The sequence below is a fragment of the Bradyrhizobium sp. CCGB01 genome (genome assembly GCF_024199795.1).
GTDB lineage: Bacteria > Pseudomonadota > Alphaproteobacteria > Rhizobiales > Xanthobacteraceae > Bradyrhizobium.
This window is the reverse complement of record NZ_JANADK010000001.1, coordinates 2553066-2571916: the sequence shown is the minus strand read 5'-3', so window position 1 is coordinate 2571916 and position 18851 is coordinate 2553066. Positions and strand designations below refer to the sequence as shown.

Here is an 18851-nt window from a genome sequence, read left to right as displayed (position 1 = left end):
AACCTCAGGCGCCCAAAAGATTGTCTGCTCTTGGAAGGACCTCTGCGGGTCATGGGCGAAAGCAGATGCCCCACTTCCTCCTGAATTCCTCGGTCACCTCGCCGTCCGGGCTGTTGGCGATCATCGCTTCATAGGCGCGTCGATAGTCCGCGTTACGGCGAAGACATTCCCAGGCGATGTCGGTGATTTCGGCGTTCTGTAGGCTCTTGTAGGATTCCGGCGACCGCCAGTCGAATTCAGGCATTGCTTCCGTCCCATTGCACGCTGCTAACAACGATTGCGCCGCAATAGGTATGAACGAAGCGGTTGTAGGAAGCCCCTAGTTTGGCACCACGTGGTGCACCGGAATGACCACCGATTAGCAAAAGAAAATTGTTCTGCATGCAAGTCGTCGGCCGGCTTTTTTCTTCTATTTGGAGGCGGTGCCACGCAATAGGCGGCCCTGCTCAGTCACCCATTTGGCGCGCGCAAGATGACTCTGATATGCGCTCCGCGCACGGTCCGGCTCTCGCTCTGGGTCCATATGCAAGACTACTCGAGCCACTTCGCGCCAGTCCGCCCCCTCGCCCTCCGCCTGCAGGAGGCGCATGTATGTGACGACATGCTGTTCGTCATAGGCCGTCAGCAGCGGCTCGTTCGGCGCACTGTCAGCTACGTCTGGATCTAGGGATGGCTTCTGCATCATACCCGCTTTTAGAACGCCTATAAGCTACGCCATGGTTTGGTCGCAATCCAGACCTCCGCTTCCCGTTGGAATCCTGAATATTCGTTCGGTAGATCGGCGGCCGAGTTCGGTCGCGCGCGTAGCGCCGCCACGCTCGATAGCATGTTCGGACACGAATAGGAACGATCGTTCCTAGAACGATCGTTCCGGCTCAGTTCCCATATCGCCATGGATCTCAAAGAGATCATGGCTGTGAACCTGCGTCGGAAACGCCACGATCTACAAATGACGCAGGAGGAGTTGGCCGAGCGCGCGGGTTTGAGCGCCCGTTACGTCGGCGCCATCGAGCGCGGCGATGTATCAGCAAGCGTCACCGTGCTCGGACAAATTGCTGAAGCATTGGGGGTCGAACCGGGGGACCTGCTCAAAAAGGCTGCGCGGCTTAGCAAATCGTAAGCCCCTTCAGGCCGGCCGCGAAGCGCCCGCCCGGCGGACCGGGCGGGGCTTGGTGGGGCGCTCTTACTCGCCGGTCTTGCGCGGCCGCGACCAGAGCAAGGTGTAGCCTTCACCGCCTTCGTCATCGAACAGGTTCGCGTAGATCGGCGCGTTGAACGAGGGGTCATCGAGCTTGAGCGAGAGGTAGTCGCGGCCCTCTTCGGAACGCTTCGACCAGGCCGCGCCGATCTCCGCGCGACCCACATAGATGCGGTGGCTGGGAGCGTTGTCGTTGGATCGGTTGGTCTCGGCGACGATGCGGACGCCCTTGGCCTTCAGGCTCAGGGTCACGATCTCGCCCTGGAATTCGTTGCCGACCTTCTTGAAAGAACCGATGTTAGCCATGTCACTCTCCTGTTGTGTTTCGAGCCCGCGACCACCGCGGCCTCGATGGCGATCTGCAGGCCGAGGACGATCGGCGACGCACCCGCTCGCGGGCCGTAGCGCAGCGGAGGACGTCGTTGTGGCGACTTTCTTGCCTCGCGAGGAATGGGCGAAGCCCAGGGGAAGAAAGTCGCATCAACGGCGTTGCGGCTCAGACGATCGAGGCGAAGCCGGTCTTCGGCCAGATCAAGCCATCAACGAGGCCACGTGCGTCGCGTGCTGAACCGCAATCTCGGGAGAAGACGTGGCGTATCTCGCTTGTGATGAACAGGGCTGGACACGATTCGGCGCAGAACGAGAAACAGTCGGTTGCAAAGGGCGGTATTGTCACCGAAGAAATGATCAAGATAACGCCGCTCCGCCGCGGCTGAGTGGAGCAGGCCGAGATGGTTGTGCTTGGTCGAGACAGCCCGATGAGGACTGCACCCTCGCCGGTCAAGTCCGATCATCTCCCGTTCAATGCGCCGATCTGCGCAAATCTGCGCGACGACAAAGGTAGTGCACGCGCATGCGCGACGCTTATCCCGAGGAGTCAACCGAAGCCAATGCCAAATGCCGGATCGACCATCCCGGTCTGCAGTTCGTCGTCGAAGATTCGAGCACCGTCGTGAAGGCCGAAAACAGCCATATTGGCGAGCTCACTCTGCCGAGCGACAAACCTGTCCGGTTCAATGGAACGGCTTCTCGGGGACCAGTACGTCTCGTGAGTGGGCATCCGCTCGCTGCACAGTCGGCGCTCTATACTTCCGATAAGATCCAATACATCGCCGAGACGCCGGAAGCGGTGAGGCATGCCGTAGCCGCCGCTGGGGGCGCCGCGCTACCGGTTCCCTCCGGGGGCTTCTTTGCAGGCGTGGCGAACGTCTTCAGCAAATTCAATTCACGCCCGAAGTCTGGGGCTGACGGCTGTCGCCGAGATGGGTACGGATTTCATGAGGGCAACAATGCCGTACGGTGCCGCGGAAGATCGACGGCAGACACTTATTCTTTTCGGCAAGGACCGGATCTTGCCATAGGCTAGAAAGGCATAATTCATTTGCTCGGTGGATTTCGAATGCGTTCTTTTAAGCGAGGGCCGCCGATATACCCCGGTTTGAATAGGACCGCTCGTTCCGTCTTCGACGCAGAAGTGAAGCTCCTCAAGCGCTTCGCTTCCAGCATATCGCCAGCGCGTCCGAAAAGTACCCACGTGTTACCTCAAGTGAGAGATTAAAAGAAGAGAAGGCTCTCGGCCTGGATTAAGTGACCCGCGTCAGGAGATTCCGTTTTTGATTGGAGTCGGCGTCACGATCATGATGACGCCGACCAAGCAAAGTCGCGCTTCTGAATGCAATACATTTGAGGCATCTCAGCAGCGGACGAAACGGATTGATATCGATTCGGGATCCATGATTTGATGGGACCACGGCGTGCAGCAACATCAGAGAGGCTTCGCCATGAACCTGGGAATACCGATTTATGAAGGCGTCAATCTGCTCGATGTCGCCGGTCCACTCGAAATGTTCTATTGGGCAGGCCAGGACAATAGCGATTTGCAGTCGACCCTGATCTCTGAAGACGGCCACGCCGTAACATCCATAAACGGCGTGCGTTTTGAGGCGCAGGCGAGTTTCGCGCAGATGCCGGCCCTCGATATCGTGTGGGTCCCCGGCGGTGATCCCGCTGCACTGCAAACCATCATGAACAATCCCGACTCTCCTTATCTGCAGTATCTTCGTCAGGTCGCAGCCAAAGCAAAATGGGTTTGCTCGGTGTGCGAGGGTGCGCTGTTGCTCGCGCGTGCAGGACTGCTGGACAACCACGAGGCGACCACCCACTGGTATTTCACCGAATGTCTGCAGCAATTCCCTCGCATCAAGGTGGACATCACCCATCCGCGCTTTGTGGTCTCGCAAAATGCTTCCGGTAACCGATTGACCGGTGGCGGCATCTCCGCTGGCCTCGATGAAGCGCTAAAACTTATTTCCCTGCTGTTCGACGACGAGCGCGCCAAGGACGTGCAAGTTACGACGCAGTATTTTCCAAAACCGCCCGTTATGGGTGTGATTCCCAAGACACCGAAGTGCCCGATCAAGTGGGACGAACTTACCTAGGCCGCCCCGACTGCTCGGCAAGGCACTTCTTTCGGCGCGCCGGCTAGCGGACGTTGCCGCATCGGCGAGGGTTGCGGCCGCTCCTTCATTCGGCACTCGGCCGCGTGGAACGCCGAACGCTCGCGACGAATTTGCCATATGTGTAAGACTCGCCTCCCACCTGCAACTTCATCCTAGACAATTTACAATTGAATGGTAGGCTTGATCTTCGTAGATCGTGTTCGCGAGGAGGACTGGCGTGGCAATAACCTTTCTGCGTCTTCAAGAGTATCTCGACAAGATCGCTCAGAAAGCAAACCTTGACGCGAACAACAGTCTGCACGGGCTCTTCTGGCAGACGACATTTGCAGAGTTCGTTGCGGGCGACGTTCCGAACAAGCGCTGCGCCGGCGCGCCCGTCCCGATCATCGATAAAATCGATCCCACTAAGTCGGCGTTTTGCCAAATTCTGCAGCAGGGGTGGTGCGCGATGCCCCAAATGCCGAAAACGGGGCCGTTTGTTTCCGATTCCAACTATTCAATCACGCTTGCCGACGGCACCGTCGTGACTGGGCAGCAGATACTTTCCGACATCCATGCATGGCTGGCCGCAGGTTCACCTGAAAACGGCTGACAGGGAGAATGGCAATGATCAAGCCGATGCGACTCCTGGCCGGGTTTGTCTTTCTCCATACAACGTTGCTGGCTACCGACGGGATTGCGGCACCCGAAAATTACTGCAGAACGATACCTGCGAGGTCGGACGCGTTGGATTGGCCAAGCAAGCATGCTTGGAATTTATTCGTCATGCTCAATCATCCTGCAATGGACAAGAAGTTCGGACGCGGCGTGCCAGACTGCACTCGCCCCTTCGGCTCTCCCGGCAGCACTTCTGTTTGGGAAACATGGCGCAACGCAGACTCGGAAGTCTATCTGAGCGATGGGAGAGAACCTCCGGAGTGGAACGATACTTCCCTGCCAGACGAAAAGCCCGGCAAGGTGCCACAGCTTCAACCTCTCGTCGGCGCAGGTCAGCCAGGGATTCTGTTTTCACCGACCGATGGTATATTCCACGATTCCGGTGGGTTCGGCGAAACGCGACTTAATCGCAGCACCTACGAGTTCGTACGGCGAGAATGCTTATTCAGCCGCGATGGTCAACAACGTTACGCGAAGGCCGTTGAAGACGGCACGAAGAGTGCGATCCAATTTCCGCCGGACTCTATCGAAGTCAAGGCCGCGTGGATCGATTTTGCTGAGCGACTAATTCCCGCCGACAAACAGCAGACCTATTACACGGCGGAGTTTCAAGGAAAGAAATACGGCCTCGTGGCATTGCACATCCTCACAAAAGATGTTCCCAACTGGTTCTGGGCGACTTTTCATCACAAGGACAACCCTTCCAACACGTTTGAGACGCCCGACACATTCGGGATGCCCCTTATGGTCAAAGGAACCGTTTGGGAAAATTATCGGCCCGGCGGCACTCAAACTGAGTTCACGCGTACCGATGGGACGGCCACGATGCTGTCGGACCACTTTGTCGAATTCGCCTTTCAGCGGTCGTCTTGCATCACGTGCCACGCGACGGCAACGATTTCGCAGAACACTCCTCTACCCGCCGCGCAGGCGAGGGCATTGTGTGCGATGACTCCGACATTACCTGCCTTGGGTTTGGATCCGGTGGTATGCAAGGGACTGATCGGCGAAAAGGCATTTGAGTCAGGCACCGACAAGCTTCTGATGGAACGGGGCGTGCCAGATCCTGAATGGTTCAAGAAGGATGGAAAGCCATTCTATCTTCAAACAGATTTCGTCTACTCCATTCCATTTAGAGGAAAACGAGAAGCGAGTGCGCCACCTGCTCGATGCATTTGGTGAAAGTACAACAAGTGATCCCATAAGCATTCCAACCGAGGGACATGCTGATCGAGCTGAATTGATCGTGCTATTTTAAAACTTTCGTTCGGGGCTATCGCGGACAACCAATGTCGCAACGGATTGTGAGCGCTAGAAAGGTGAGAAATGAACGTCGCCATGGACCTTTGTGGTCTCTCCAACCTTGCTCCTGATCCATGCCTCCTCTTCTGCGGTGAAGTCTCTGGCGACAATGACAGGCTGAGATTTGGCCGGCCTCAGCTTAGCGTACAACAGCGGATTATCCTGCGCGACCATATGCAAGAAATCATCCCTAGCTTGATCGGTTTCAAAAGTGAGAAACATATGGCTCCTGCCGTCTTAGGCCGTGCACATCGACTATACCCCACAACGCCCGCACCGTTACAATGAATCCAACTGTTCAACGTTCCTGTTCGGTGTTGCAAGATTGCCTTGCACCTTCGAACGAACTGTCAGAGAGGCACCATGAGGCGGTATTTCATCGTAGCACCCAAGGACCGACCTGCGTTGGCGAGAGATCGCATCGTTACCAAGGGGATTGAGACAGGCATTGGCACAGAAACAGCATCAATTAGGCCTTCTCGAACCCACCCCGACACGACGATTGCGACCTTAAGTCCGGAAACGGCAAATCAACTCATCGCTGAAGGTTCTGAACTCTACGAAGACGTCCAGTTTCAAATCTTTGATCCCGGCATTCCACGGGATCCACAGTCGCAGTTCTGGCTTAAGAAACCGGGGCCGCTACTTTCGCCCGCAGGGGGAAATCTTGCGGAAGTTACAACAATGATCCGCGCGCCCCAAGCGTGGTCGACGACGAAGGGAGCCGGCGTCACCGTAGCGATCATAGACACCGGCGTCACCAAGACCTTGAAGGAATTCGGCCCGGCTCGGCGACTAGACCTCGATATTCCGAGCGCCGCTCACAGCAACCACTGGAGCGATGAGGTTGGACACGGCTCCATGTGCGCGGCGATCGCCGTTGGTTCTGTCGCGGACGGAGGCAAGTATGACGGGGTCGCTCCGGAAGCAAAACTGATTGCGGTACGGACCGACTTCTCCGCGACCGACTTATTCCTCATCTACGACGAACTCATCAGCGCCAAGAAGACCGGCACGATCAACGGCCCGCTCGGTATCTCAAACAGCTATGGACTGTATCAATGCGCGTCAAACAGCGTCATGCAGCAGGACCATCCCTATCTAAGGAACATACTGGCCGCGATTGATGCAGACATCACCGTGGTCTTCGCCGCAGGCAACAATCACGTCGATGTGTGCCAGCATAAACCGGATGGGGATACTCCCAACACGATCTGGAGCGTGAACTCCCACGACCGCGTCATTTCGGTCGGCACCGTCGATCGCAATGGCTCCAATCAGATGATCCCAAGCAAGCACACCAATTCGAGCCGAGGCCCCGGCGAGTGGGCCGATCAGTTCAAGAAACCCGACGTGGTCAGCCCAACGTTCGGTGAGGTCGTCTGGAAGGACGGTTACCAAGTAATGGAATGGTGGGGAACAAGCGGTGCGTGTCCTCAGGTCGCGGGACTCGCCGCGCTGATGCTGTCCAAGAATAGCCAACTCAAGCCAGCTCAGGTGGCTGACATCATCCGTAAGACGGCGAAAAAGCTGTCCGGACCCCAAACATGTGTGGGTGCCGGCATGATCGACTGTGAGCAAGCGTTGGCCGCAGCGATTGAAGCAATACCCGGCGCTTAGCGTTTAGCTCCGATTGGGCTAACGGGCGCCGCCAAGGATAGCCGGAGCGGCCCAAGTAAAGGCGCCGCGGTAGTCCCCGGCTCCGTTTCGATAGAAGCTTGCACGTTTTCGCGTAGCGGTCTGATGGTTTCTCGGAGGCTGTTCAACGCTGGCGTTCGAGAAAGATTGCGCGGATCATCAGCATCCCTAACAATATCGACAAAATCGCAGGCGGCATGATCGATTACCGACGCGAGATCGATCAATCGTCCCGCTTTCCACGTCTCGAGCGCTGCCGGACTTGTTTTGTCAATTTCCTGATCGCCGACAAGAGCTGCATCTAGTTCGTCGATTGCCATCGCCCAATATTCGTCTTGGAGATTGAGAAAGCGAGCATTGGTGTCGCCCCTCACGGCGACGGGCACGAACGCTTCCGCCTCGACCGGCCCGTAGCCATACCAGCGGCCATACAACAGTTGCGAAATACGGCCTTCAAGTTTTGCTCCCAGCGGGGTCTCTGAGATTGTACCGCGATAGTCCTGGGCCTTGAGTTTCACGAACCAGCCTGATCGTATTCTTATTTCAAGTTTGCGTCCGACCAGCAGAAACGGAAAAAAGCCCGTCGCTAGCCCGCCCAGCATGCCAGCCAGCAGCATAGCATCGTCCGCCTCGGGCGTATCGCGCCCCAGCAATTCGCACGCCTTCAATGCACTACCGCTGAGCAGCACCATCCGCCGCTTGCTTCGAGCGGCCATTGAGGCTTGCAGGTTTCTCTCTGTGTCTTCAGGAATCCACAAATCCACAATGGATCCGATCGTTTTCCGGTCGCGATTCGAGACAGGCTGACGTGATAACCCAGCATCGGCGGCATTCATAATAATGGAGCCAATGGCCTCAGCCGCAGTTGTCGGCAACCGCTGCAAAGCTTGACCGGCGCTGCTTTGCGGAAAACTTTGAGCCGCGCGGAGCAACCGCTGTGTCTTGTCCTTGGCACTCTCGACCAGCGCCGGCGGTAGGCCGAGGTCAGACGCCAGTTGCGTCGTATCCTTGTCGCGGATCCACGTCTCAAAGCGCTGAATCGCAGCATTGAGGTCGGGCGTCGCCGGCGGCGCCTTCAGAACGTTCTGCACAAGGCCTGGTACTTTCTGCAGCAGCCTTCCGGCTTGTTCTGTCACCTTGCTTAGGAACGGGCTGCTTCCGGCGGCGTCTCGGCGCCAGACCGTGTATTGACCTGGCAGCAAATTTTGCAATGCTTCCAAAACGACGGGGTTCAATTGAAGAACGTCGGGTACCACTGCCGAGCGGGCACGAACCGCGTCGAAACCGATACGGAGGTTAGGCGGAAATGACAACTGGCTCTCGTCGGTTTGACTAGCCGGATCGATGCGAGAAAGCATCGACGAAAGCGCAATAACATCCGGGTAACGGCTGCCAAGGGCCGAGCGCAAATTTGAAACCACGGATCGCATCAGATCGATGTCCACGGGACGATCGGTTCTCTGCAGCAAGGCGTAAGCCGCGATGATGGCCGCAAATGGATTGTAGAACTTGCGATCCAGCATTTGCCGAACGGCCGGTTCGTTAACCAAAACCTTGGCGCGGCGAAAACCGCCAAGTAGCGTTTCGCCGTATTCCGCTTCGGTTTGACGCTCCGGTACAAATCCCTCCGATTTGGGGGCCATCACAATTGAGCAACCGTCCAACGCAATCTGCCGAAAAACGGGAAAGAAGACGAAGGTCCCATAGTGAGGCTGCAACCAAAGCGGCAGGCAGTATTCACCTCCGCCGGGTGCCGGCGCGGAAAGGATATATCCGCCCTCTGCCAAATCGACGCTCAACGCGCACCAACCCTCGTCCAGATTGCTCATTACTCCGCTTGAAAAATCGGTAACTTGGTGACCCGCAGCCTCGGCAAGTCTAATTTCGCGCCAGAATGGGTCTGCCGTCTTTACCCACTGGTTGTCCTCTCCACGCACCAGGACACGCCCAAAAACCAAAAGCCGACAGGGTCCTTCGGGACCATCGCGGAGGGTTACGGTAGTGCTGTAGCGTTGCGCGGCCGTATCATGGCCTTCGCGCAATATCGAAGAGCGCGGAAGTGGTGCGGACGTCCGGTATTGGAGTTGCCAATCGCCGGCGGCGATCTTCACTGCGCTCCCACCAAGCATGACACTCTTGCGTTCGGAACTGCCGGCGATCTTAGCTTCGAGATCGTAAAGCCCCGGCGGTAGATCCGCCCTCAGTTCTCCGACGCCACGCGTCAAGAGCTTGAAAGAGGAATCGTAGACGCCGAGTTCGGCTCCCGCCGTCGGTCCTTCGACAGTCAACGGAATAGAACCTGACGTCGGGTTCGGATTAGACATTGTATTCGACTGTCCTCTCGTGATCGAGATCTGCGGTAGCGCCGGTCGTGCCGAAGTTGATTCGAATGATCTGGCGGACGTCCGGTTCCCCGGTGTCGGAGTCGCCAAGGAATACAATTTGATAAAGCCCCGGGGCTAACACCGCCTGCAGTTTGGTGTCACCAACGTTGCTGCGCCGGATCAGCGTCCCATCGCCTCGCTGTAGTTCAATCGGCCGCGGCCAGCCCGGCTTAATACCCAACGTGATGAGTCGCTGATTGTTTATTCCCTTTCGAAAAATGATTTCGGCGGGCTTTGCAAGTTCAGGAATCTGCCGCTTGCCATAGTTGAGTGCTTTCGCAGTGACCTTTGGTTTGACGTACTGCATCAGCGACTCTACCGAAATTGATTGATCGCCGGCCGCTGCCGCGCCTCGCAAGCCCTCAAGAAGAAATTCGGTGAAAAAACTGCGTTGGGTCGGGGAGTCCGGCGCGTTTGAGAGTTGCCCAATCTGGCTGCCTACCGCGACCGTCAATTTGACATTCGTGTAGTCGACTGCAGGCTGAGGCCGCTTGAACGGCGGCTGTTGCGGGTCGACCGTATCGTCGACACCGCGACAGCAATCCAGGAAAAAAACCAGTTCATCGAAGTTGGCGCGCTCTACAAGAGTTGCCGCGTATAGCCGCGCTCCAATATTGCGGTTCGGTACGCCCTTCGAAGAGTTCGCCATGATCACGCAATCTCGTCATAGGACGGTGCACAGCCATGTCCTGAAAAATAGAAGTAGAACCGACGTCCTATGCGGCCAACTCGGTTATTCAAAAGCTTGATGAATTCGTCTTCCACGTCGTCTCTTATCGGACGGCCGATCCGTAGCTGCGGCGGCAGATCGCTGGAGAGAATCAGACTGACGTTTTTTTTGGGCAGATCACCACCCTGGGGGTCGCACAGCCACTTCGCAAAATCTCGCGCATCGCCCTCAGCCGCATCGATGGCCTGGTAGCTGGCATACGTGGCGATGCCTACGACGATGGCGTAGTCGTCATCGTTGGGCACCGAGTCTCTCCCACCCAAAAGTCTGAGTGCTCGCTGCAGCCACCTCGCCCGCGTGTATCGAATTCATTCTGTCTGCGCCTCGAGAGATTGCCGAATGGGCATCAAGTCTGGATAACGATGTTGCGGCGCCCGGTTGTATCCGTGATGAACACCTGTTGAACCGTTGATCCCAGCATCTCGGTGAACTGATTGGTCCGCGGCGCTTCGTTGACGCCTTGCGGGGCGGCTCTTAGGCACAGCGAATATTCTACGTCCGCCGGCGACAATGACTGTTCACGCTCCAGCCAGGCATCCGCGCCGCCGTTCTGCAATTGGACTGAGACGTTCACCATGACCTGCCCATTGCCGAGCCGCCGCGCGGAGTACTGACCATCAGTTCGCTGCAGCCGCTGAAAGCCTTGCGCGGCCCACGCCTCGAAAACCTGAATCCATCCCTCAGGCCATGGACCGCCCGAAGCCTTGGTGGGCATGGAATTCGGAGGAGGCTTCCTCAGCATTTCAGCAATCCGCGGCGCCAAAGCCACGACCTTGTCGTAGTCCCAGAGGTCAAGCTTCCACAGCATGTGGTCGCGATCGATGGCGCGAAACATGGGCTTGATGTGCAATTCGAAGTAGGGGGTGACTGACATAAGAATATACTCAGATTGCTGCTATTTGAACGACACGGACCCAATCTTTGTGTTGCGCTCTAAATCGGCATCCGCCTGTGGCGCCAACGGAGCGGGCCCCGCTTTTTGCGCCTGCGGATGGATCGCAACCGAGACAGTGAGCGGGCCGTTGGCTGCGGCCTGCACCGCGGGATACGAAGCGAGGTCGACCGAAATCAAATAGTCACTGGAGTCCGCATGACCGGCCTGCGCATGCTGGCTGGGCCAGCGCGCGACGTGACCAACAAGATAGCGGTTCCGAAATTGCGCGTCCGCGGGGGTGAATGCCGCTCCTCGGGGATAAACGTACACGAACGCCATATATGCTATATCGGCCGGGGCGGCCACCTGCTGAAGCGCGACTGCGATCTTGCCGGAAGTGCTCGCCGGGGCATTCACCGAAAATTCGCGCACCAAGGCCGGCTTTTGCAACGAAAGTTCGGCCAGGACCGGTAGTCGATCGCTATAGGTCGATGCCAGCACGACCGGAGCCGCATCAGGCGTGAACTGGTATGTATAACCGAGTTGCGCTGCGGCGTTGGTCACGTTCTTGGCCATTGTCGGCCCATCTGGACGCAGCGCTGTCTGCGGCGCCATGCCGTTCAGAACGCAATCCTCGCATGGCGGCACGTCGGTGATCGATTGCTGGCGCCACCACCAGACCACATCGAAAAACGTATGAAACGACCAGAAGATCACATCGTCCGCTGCCGAAGATGGGCAGCAAAGCGCACCGCCTACGAAGCCATGCATCGCATCGTGGATGTCTTTCTCAAAATCGCCGCCATCCGATGCCGTACCCAAAAAGGAGGCCGTCCCTGTTCGAGCCGCCGTGGATACGACCGGCCACGGGAACCATGACTGACTCGGCGCTGAGTTGCGCTGAGGACTGGATAGAATCGTCAGCAGTGCCGGATCGATGGGGCGCCCATAGTGGGCTGTCACTGCGGCTGTATCATTCTCAAAGACGACAGGAAATCGCTTGCCGCTCGGCTTCTTGGTCCAATCCCAATAGGGGACCATCACGTTTGCGGTTCGCGGCGGATCACTTGCCCGTAGCGCATCCTCATAATTGATCAGGTGCGCGCGATGCCAAGCCCAGAAATTGTAGGTGTGGTGCATGCACGCACCGCTGAAGAGCGCGGGTATATTGTGCAGCCCGGCCATATGCGCGTAGCTGAACTGCACAAGCGGGTCCGCAATACTCTTGTCGCGGACCTGCTTAACCGCATGGATGTACGTTTCGAGTTCGTCGGCCGAGAGGTCATCGATGGATTTTCTGGTACGGAGATCTGCCGCATGGGCGAGTGATGCGACCAGGAGCAGCGCGATTGATGCCGAAAGCAAGCGATAAAAGAATGGCATTTTTCCTCCTCGACACATGCGCGCCCTCCGGGGCGCCAAACCTGCACATCAGAACATGGTGTAAAACATCTTGCGACAGTCACGACTGCCGACGGTCGCGACTCTATTCAGGAAACGACAGCTCTCAACTTCTTGACTGCGCGACAACAGTTCTAATGATGATTTGTCAAGACACCCCCGGCCCCATTAGGAACAGCGATGCGGACGTTTTGCATCATCCCTTGATCCTCATGATCCAGGATATGACAATGTAGGACGAAATCGCCAATGTAACGGCGATAGCGCGTTCGGATGACAACCTGATAGCCGGGCTTGACGAACAGCGTGTCCTTCCAGACTCCCTTAAGGTTGGCGTATTGAGGATCGTTGCTCTCGCCTGCGCTGCTGACATCGTTGCCGCCCGAGTCAAGAATTTTCACGATCTGAAATGGGTTCACATGGATGTGGAATGGGTGTCCCACCGGGGGGCTAATACCTGACGTCAGGGTCCATTCTTCTACGCTTCCCAGCGGCAAGGTTCGATCAATCCGCGTGGCATCGTAAGCCTTACCGTCGACAAAAAACTTGAGGCCGGAACTGACGTCGATCTTAAGCTGAAGCGTCTGGCGTCCCTTGACTTCGGAATCAGCAACATCTGGATGCGGCACGAAAGAGAAGAGCCCCATATCATTGGCAAGATCGTCCCGCACCTTCTGTCGGATCGTTTCCGGCATGGTACGGTTGGCGGCCGAAATCAATTCTGCCTGAAGAAACGCCTTGGCGTCGGCGCCCACCGCTTGACCCATGGCGACATTTACGCGCGCGAGAAATTTCCGGATTTTCGTTGTGGCATTCACGGTGCCGGACGGACCCGCCATGTCATCAAGGACGCAATAATCCCCCGCCTCCGGGAAGACCATCAAGAGATCTTCCCGATAGCCAGGTTGCAACACAGTTGTGTCGCGTTCGCTGATCTTTGCTCGCGTGAGGCCGTCACTCGCGAACCCAAATTGGGGTAGGCGAGCGCCAATGCAATTCTGCTCAATCCAGTTCAGTTGCTGGGTCGGGTCGAGCGATGCGAAGTCGGGCGCACCCGGTCGCATTCTCTTGAATTGCAGTTGGACGGTGTCGCGCACGCCAGCGTGAGCAATTCGCCAGCGCTCAATGCGCCCAACTTGCGCGCCCGTAAAAACCGGAGCTACTTGGCCGTCGATCGTGGTAAAGCGACCAGACTTCGGCCATGTTGTGGGCCCGAACTGGTCGTATCCTTCAATCTCACCGACCTGACCCGGCTGGCAGACATACTTGCCCGTCGCGGTCTCTTGGACGGCGCCGGAAGCATCACGGCATGCGTATTGAATTTGCTGCAGCAGCACAAGCCGCTCTGTAAATGGCAGGCCGTCGGCACCCTTCAGAAGCGTATCGACATCGCCGCCTGTCTGCACGCTCGGCAGCCGAGATCCTCTCACGATAAGAAATCCGGCCATTCCGCTTGACACTTGCAAGGCGGTGGATCCGTGCAAATGCGGATGATACCAGAACGTGCCGGCGGGATGCTCGATAGATATATTGTATTCGTATTCAAAGCTTACCGATGGGGCGATGCTCAACAGGACATTGTCGCTATTTCCCGTCGGGCTCACCCAGAGTCCATGGGCGTGTAGATTGGTACGGTTGAAGCAATGCGGGACGTTGATGTCAGGCAACGACGCCGGACAGCTCGCGTCAGACGATGGCAGGTCGTTCTTGAGCGTGACGCGCACCGTTTCGCCCGGCGCGACCTCGATGGTAGGCGCAACGAATGGGATCGCGGGCGCTGCCGTCTCGTGGAGGTCGCGATAACTGCGCAGCCGTACCGGATCGTTCTTGTTGGTCTCTGGGTTGTAGATCGTGGCATTGCTGTAGTCGATCTTGAACTCGATTCGCGCCTCACCGCCGGCAGCGGTAACTGTCCCGGCAAAGAAGGGAGAGGATACCGTGCCAGTGCGTGGCCGTTGCGTCAGCGCGGTAGGAGGCGCAACGACAATGCGTTCGCTGCTCTGTGCCGAGGCATGCTGTTCGACGCCGGGAGGGGTGCAGAGGAACAATGCAACAGCGGGAAGCAACAGCATCCGGCGCATAGGTCGCACGCTCACGTGCAGTATTGCAATGCGGCATGGCAATGCGGCGAACAGCATTCTCTCCCCTCATGCGGGATGCAGGATGGAAATCTCGCCTGCCCGGCGGCCTGTGGCTTCGCCGTGAACACTTCCCAATCTAGCCGACCCATCACGGATCATGCAATGGTTTGCACCCGGTTGCAACCCACCTCTTTGCGACTTATGATCGCGACACGTTAATTTCACCATGCCTGATGTTTGAACATTAATTTGGCTCGGACAGCAATTCGGCCGCAGACTTTGGACGAACGAACATGTTTCTGATGCTGCGCGTGGCCGCAGTCAGTGTTTTAGCTTTTGCCCTCGCGATGACGTCGAGCGTATCCTTTGCAGAGACGACCGTCGTGCTGGCAAACGCGGAAGACAATCCACTGATTGTTAGGGGGACGTTCCAAAAGGGACAGGCGATCTCCAACCTCTTTGGTAACCTCCTGCTGAAAACTTCCTCCGCTGTGAAGATCGACCTAAATATGCGGTCGACCCATCTAACGCTTGAGGGCAACGGTCAGATTTTCATCAATCGCGCGGACGTCACTATTCAAACCGGGATTAAGATCGACGCGGGCGCGGTGCAGGATGTGCGGATCACAGTTGCCAATATCCCGCGACCTGGCCACTACAAAGGAATGCTAAAGCTTTGGGCCAACAGCGATGAAACCAATGCACTGAATGTCCGCATTGAGGTCGAGGTCGGTATCCGCCCTATGCTGGCACAGTTCGGAAGCGCTCCACAATGGAATCTCATACGATGTGATTGGGCTTGGACTTGCTGGATAGCGCGTGAATTCATAACCAACTCGGCCACAGCGGACATGCAGCCCATCAGACTGGAAAATCAGTCGCCCCTGCCGGCCCAGCGCGTCGATACGCTGGTGCTCCTGCGCGGCACCAACAACAAGAGCAATGATGTTACTCGAGACGTGAGTCTCGGTCCTGTGGGGACAATTCCGGGCAGTGGCATCGCTGAAGTCCCCATAACAATCAACTATAACGCGCTAGCTGCCGATACCTATGACGGGTCGGTCCGCTTTCGCGTGCCGGCAACCGATGAGGCCCTTACCGTACCGCTGATCGTCAATGTTCGAGACGGGCCGATCCTGCCGCTGCTTCTTATTTTGGCCGGCGTTATCGTCGGTAGATGGGCGCGAGAACTGGATTCGCCAGCCATCAAGGCGCAAATGAAAGCGCTGCAGCGATTGTATGGGATACGTTCCGATATGAACCGCGTGCGAGACGCGGTAAGCGCCAGTTTCCTCAAGGAGCAGGCGTATCTGCTTGAACATCTGGTCGAAAAAGGCTCAGCACTTGAACAGCAACTCGTCGAGAGGTTAAACCAGTTGGATGAGCAAGTGGATGTCTTGGCTCGGCTTGACTCGGCCGAGGTCGAGGCGCTGAAGATCCCAGGCCTAAGTGCTGCAATCGCTACCGACTTGACTGCTGCGCGGAACGCCGCCATGGCGGGCGATCGCGCGAAAGCTTTGGAGAACCTTGACGCGATCAGGAAAAAGGTTCGTGACGCAGCCGCAGCACCGCAGCCTGCTTTGCAGGCGCCTGACATTCGCGTCGTATTCGATCATATTCTCTTGTCGGTGACACCAGGCCTCCCGGCTGGTCAGCGTCCTACCAACGACGGATCGCCCAAGTGGAGCGATTGGTTTGCGAGATTTATCGCCGTGTTGTCCGGAGACTCGTCCGTCGGCACGAAGTTTCGATTTTGGTTCCTGAGGCCGGTGCTCGGGCTCGCTCTGCTGCTGCTACTTTGTCTGACCGGTCTCTATACGCTTTACATCAAAGTCCCGACGTTCGGATCCTCGGGCATGTACGAATACCTTGGGCTATTCCTTTGGGGCCTTGGCGCCGAAGTCGCGCAGCGAACGCTTACCAGTCTGCAATTGCCAACGCGGTAACGGGTCCGACAAGAGCAAAACGTAACGCAGGGTTATCGAGGCGTTGGCCTGCCTCGAGATAGATCGGTGAACATCGCGAGACGATTGTTGCATAACCACCCGAGCGGCGACCCGCCCCCCGTCGCAGGCCGACATCCAGATGACCATGGCGATCGTCGAGATCGCAAAGCCGCTCGGCATTGCCGTGCATGATCACATTACGTCGGCAAGAACGGGCACGTGAGTTTGAAGGGAATGCAGTTGATCTAGGCAGGCAAGTCAACTTCGGGCGTGGCGGTCGACTTGGCTCAAACCAAGCATTCCGGGTCTTGAACCGAGAGCTGAATATGTCGTCCCTTATTTGACAATGACTTAGGAATCGCCTCAGAACGGTTCCATGCCCTGCGCCCCAATCACCGGTATTGCGATTGGTCCGCTGAGGAATTCGATTAAGGCCCGCGCCGCGTCAGGCGCTTTGGAATTCGCGCTGCTCGTCCTCGGCCAGGTCGCCGTCGCTATTACCCGATCCTTGGCCTTGCGCATCGCGATCGCGGCAGCATTCGCTGCTCCCGCTGCCGTCGCCGGCTATTATGTGGCATTCGCCCTGTCCCGGATCGGGTTGCCGTCGTTGGCTTGGCGTGAGATCTTCGCTTGCCTGGGCGCGGTTTGTGTTGGCCGCACACCATGGACACGCTTTCCGCCGGCCGTTGCGATAAGCAGCGTGCCAATGAGGCCGGCACCGCTCTGAAACGCCGTCATCCCGATACTCAGTGCGACGTAAAATGGCAACGCATACACAGCGAGCGAAAAGATCGCCCAGCAGAACAAGCCGATGCCGAGTGCGTTGAGGACGAGCCCAAGGGCGAGCATGGTGGTGGCTCCATGTGCATAGATGTACCAGGCGCGCCTTCCACCACCACCACGGCGCAACTCTGGATATGAGACCGAAACGAGGCGGAGTTGCGGCGTGAGCAATTTCGCCCCGATGGAAAACGAGAAGACGGCGTTCACGCGCCGCCGAACCTCCAGACGGGGATGCCGAGGCGCTTCGCCTTATCGGCAAGGTTGTCCTGAATTCCCGTGCCCGGGAAGTGCATGACGCCGATCGGTAGGAGTTCGAGCATGGCGTCGTTGCGCTTGAATGGTGCCGCCTTGGCGTGCTTCGTCCAATCGGGCTTGAAAGCGATCTGAGGCACCTTGCGGGTGATCGCCCATTTCGAGGCGATCAGTTCGGCCCCTTTCGGCGAGCCGCCATGGAGCAGGACCATGTCGGGATGCTTGGCGTGAGCTTTATCGAGACGATCCCAGATAAGGTGGTGGTCTTTGAAGTCGAGCCCGCCGGTGAGTGCGATCTTCGGGCCCGCCGGTAACATGACCTCGGTCTCAGTGCGGCGCTTGGCTGCGATGAAGTCGCGGGAGTCGATCATCGCTGCGGTGAGCGTGCGGTGGTTCACCAGTGATCCCGATCGGGGACGCCAGAATGAGCCGGTGTGTGTCTCATAGCGCTCGATGGCCTGGTCACGGAAGAGTTCCAGGCAGTTGCGGCGCTCAATCAGCGTGATGCCTTCCGCCGTAATGCGCTCGAGTTCGACGGATCGCACTTCGGAGCCGTCCTGCTCGCGCTGGCTTTTTTGCTGCGCCTTTTCGTTGTCGTCGAGTTGGCGTTCGATGCGGTCTACGGCACGATGGAACAGGTTGACAGTCGACCAGAGCAGATCGTCGAGGTCCGGCTCGAGGCGAGTGTCGTTCAAGGTCGCGACCAGGGCATCGAAGATGTCAGCAACCGCGCCAGCAACGATCTTGCCCTCGGGAAGCGGCCGTGGATCGGGCTGGTCGTCGAAGGGGCGGTACCCGAAGAGTTGCAATTCGGTGAGAGTATGCTCGGTTGGAGACGTGGCGTGCGGCGGTTCGATGTCGTCATGGTCAGTCATGAGAGATGTCCTTGCCGGATCGGCCGCGACCATCGCGGCCTTCGTGGCGATCACTCAGACGGCGGGCGGAGCGGGCCAGAACCCGGAGCGGCTTGTCCGCCGAAGCCCTGAGGGCGTAGGCGGAAGCGGAGGGCCGAAGCGGCAGCGGAGGATGGCGGAGGCCGGCTATTTTGCTTCGCGATGCAAAGCGCGCCGGCCAGATAAATAATCTGTCTTCCCATCGCCGGCGCGCGGCGGAAAATAGCCGGACGCAGCCATTGCCGGCCGGAGC

General features: G+C 57.7%; 18 protein-coding genes and 1 pseudogene. 8 read left to right on the top strand and 11 right to left on the bottom strand.

Features of this window, described 5'->3' with window-relative positions; genetic code table 11:
- Positions 1–49: 49 nt before the first annotated feature.
- The gene (locus NLM25_RS11585; protein WP_254137038.1) at positions 50–244 is read right to left on the bottom strand and encodes a transcriptional regulator domain-containing protein; all 195 of its coding nucleotides are present in this window, start codon (positions 242–244) and stop codon (positions 50–52) included.
- 165 nt (positions 245–409) lie between these two features.
- Positions 410–682 carry a DUF2285 domain-containing protein gene (locus tag NLM25_RS11580; protein ID WP_254141160.1) on the bottom strand — a complete coding sequence of 91 codons (273 nt, stop codon included), beginning with the start codon at positions 680–682 and terminating at the stop codon, positions 410–412.
- A gap of 210 nt (positions 683–892) precedes the next feature.
- On the opposite strand from NLM25_RS11580, the gene NLM25_RS11575 reads away from it, so the two are divergent.
- Positions 893–1120: a helix-turn-helix domain-containing protein gene (locus NLM25_RS11575; protein ID WP_050385492.1), complete on the top strand. Its 228-nt coding sequence runs from the start codon at positions 893–895 to the stop codon at positions 1118–1120.
- 63 nt (positions 1121–1183) lie between these two features.
- Here the strand turns inward: NLM25_RS11575 and NLM25_RS11570 are convergent, their stop codons facing one another.
- On the bottom strand, positions 1184–1504 hold the full coding sequence (locus tag NLM25_RS11570) for a DUF736 domain-containing protein (protein WP_006018714.1): 321 nt from the start codon (positions 1502–1504) through the stop codon (positions 1184–1186).
- Between the two features lie 547 nt (positions 1505–2051).
- Here NLM25_RS11570 and NLM25_RS11565 point away from each other — a divergent pair.
- The 5 genes from NLM25_RS11565 (at position 2052) to NLM25_RS11545 (ending at position 7236) form a co-directional block, all read left to right on the top strand.
- Positions 2052–2564: a hypothetical protein gene (locus NLM25_RS11565; protein WP_254137037.1), complete on the top strand. Its 513-nt coding sequence runs from the start codon at positions 2052–2054 to the stop codon at positions 2562–2564.
- 388 nt (positions 2565–2952) lie between these two features.
- Entirely contained in the window at positions 2953–3636 is a 684-nt protein-coding gene (locus NLM25_RS11560; RefSeq protein WP_254137036.1) for a DJ-1/PfpI family protein, read from the top strand.
- 238 nt (positions 3637–3874) lie between these two features.
- Positions 3875–4249: a hypothetical protein gene (locus tag NLM25_RS11555; RefSeq protein WP_254137035.1), complete on the top strand. Its 375-nt coding sequence runs from the start codon at positions 3875–3877 to the stop codon at positions 4247–4249.
- Positions 4250–4263: 14 nt separating this feature from the next.
- Complete coding sequence (locus NLM25_RS11550; RefSeq protein ID WP_254137034.1) at positions 4264–5496, top strand: hypothetical protein; 1233 nt, start codon at positions 4264–4266, stop codon at positions 5494–5496.
- Between the two features lie 483 nt (positions 5497–5979).
- A complete protein-coding gene (locus tag NLM25_RS11545) occupies positions 5980–7236 on the top strand; it encodes a S8 family serine peptidase (RefSeq protein ID WP_254137033.1) in 1257 nt (418 codons plus the stop codon).
- Here NLM25_RS11545 and NLM25_RS11540 read toward each other — a convergent pair.
- The 6 genes from NLM25_RS11540 to NLM25_RS11515 form a co-directional block, all read right to left on the bottom strand.
- Entirely contained in the window at positions 7233–9578 is a 2346-nt protein-coding gene (locus NLM25_RS11540; RefSeq protein ID WP_254137032.1) for a hypothetical protein, read from the bottom strand. The two genes, NLM25_RS11545 and NLM25_RS11540, sit on opposite strands and share 4 nt — an antisense overlap.
- On the bottom strand, positions 9571–10287 hold the full coding sequence (locus NLM25_RS11535; protein WP_254141159.1) for a caspase family protein: 717 nt from the start codon (positions 10285–10287) through the stop codon (positions 9571–9573). Before NLM25_RS11535 ends, NLM25_RS11540 begins: the two co-directional genes overlap by 8 nt.
- A gap of 2 nt (positions 10288–10289) precedes the next feature.
- Positions 10290–10613, bottom strand: coding sequence for a hypothetical protein (locus tag NLM25_RS11530; RefSeq protein ID WP_254137031.1), 324 nt, complete (start codon positions 10611–10613; stop codon positions 10290–10292).
- Positions 10614–10714: 101 nt separating this feature from the next.
- The gene (locus NLM25_RS11525; RefSeq protein ID WP_254137030.1) at positions 10715–11242 is read right to left on the bottom strand and encodes a hypothetical protein; all 528 of its coding nucleotides are present in this window, start codon (positions 11240–11242) and stop codon (positions 10715–10717) included.
- Between the two features lie 21 nt (positions 11243–11263).
- Positions 11264–12625, bottom strand: a complete 1362-nt coding sequence (locus tag NLM25_RS11520) for a tyrosinase family protein (RefSeq protein WP_254137029.1) — start codon at positions 12623–12625, stop codon at positions 11264–11266.
- 152 nt (positions 12626–12777) lie between these two features.
- On the bottom strand, positions 12778–14781 hold the full coding sequence (locus NLM25_RS11515; protein WP_254137028.1) for a multicopper oxidase family protein: 2004 nt from the start codon (positions 14779–14781) through the stop codon (positions 12778–12780).
- Positions 14782–15017: 236 nt separating this feature from the next.
- Between NLM25_RS11515 and NLM25_RS11510 the strand changes: the two genes are divergently transcribed.
- The gene (locus tag NLM25_RS11510; RefSeq protein WP_254137027.1) at positions 15018–16670 is read left to right on the top strand and encodes a hypothetical protein; all 1653 of its coding nucleotides are present in this window, start codon (positions 15018–15020) and stop codon (positions 16668–16670) included.
- A gap of 84 nt (positions 16671–16754) precedes the next feature.
- Positions 16755–16919: pseudogene (locus NLM25_RS44050) on the top strand (JAB domain-containing protein); the annotation flags it as partial.
- Between the two features lie 318 nt (positions 16920–17237).
- Here the strand turns inward: NLM25_RS44050 and NLM25_RS44115 are convergent.
- Together NLM25_RS44115 and NLM25_RS11500 are read right to left on the bottom strand one after the other, a co-directional pair.
- Complete coding sequence (locus NLM25_RS44115; RefSeq protein ID WP_309143664.1) at positions 17238–17660, bottom strand: hypothetical protein; 423 nt, start codon at positions 17658–17660, stop codon at positions 17238–17240.
- Complete coding sequence (locus NLM25_RS11500; RefSeq protein ID WP_254137026.1) at positions 17657–18580, bottom strand: DUF2493 domain-containing protein; 924 nt, start codon at positions 18578–18580, stop codon at positions 17657–17659. Before NLM25_RS11500 ends, NLM25_RS44115 begins: the two co-directional genes overlap by 4 nt.
- Between the last annotated feature and the right edge of the window lie 271 nt (positions 18581–18851).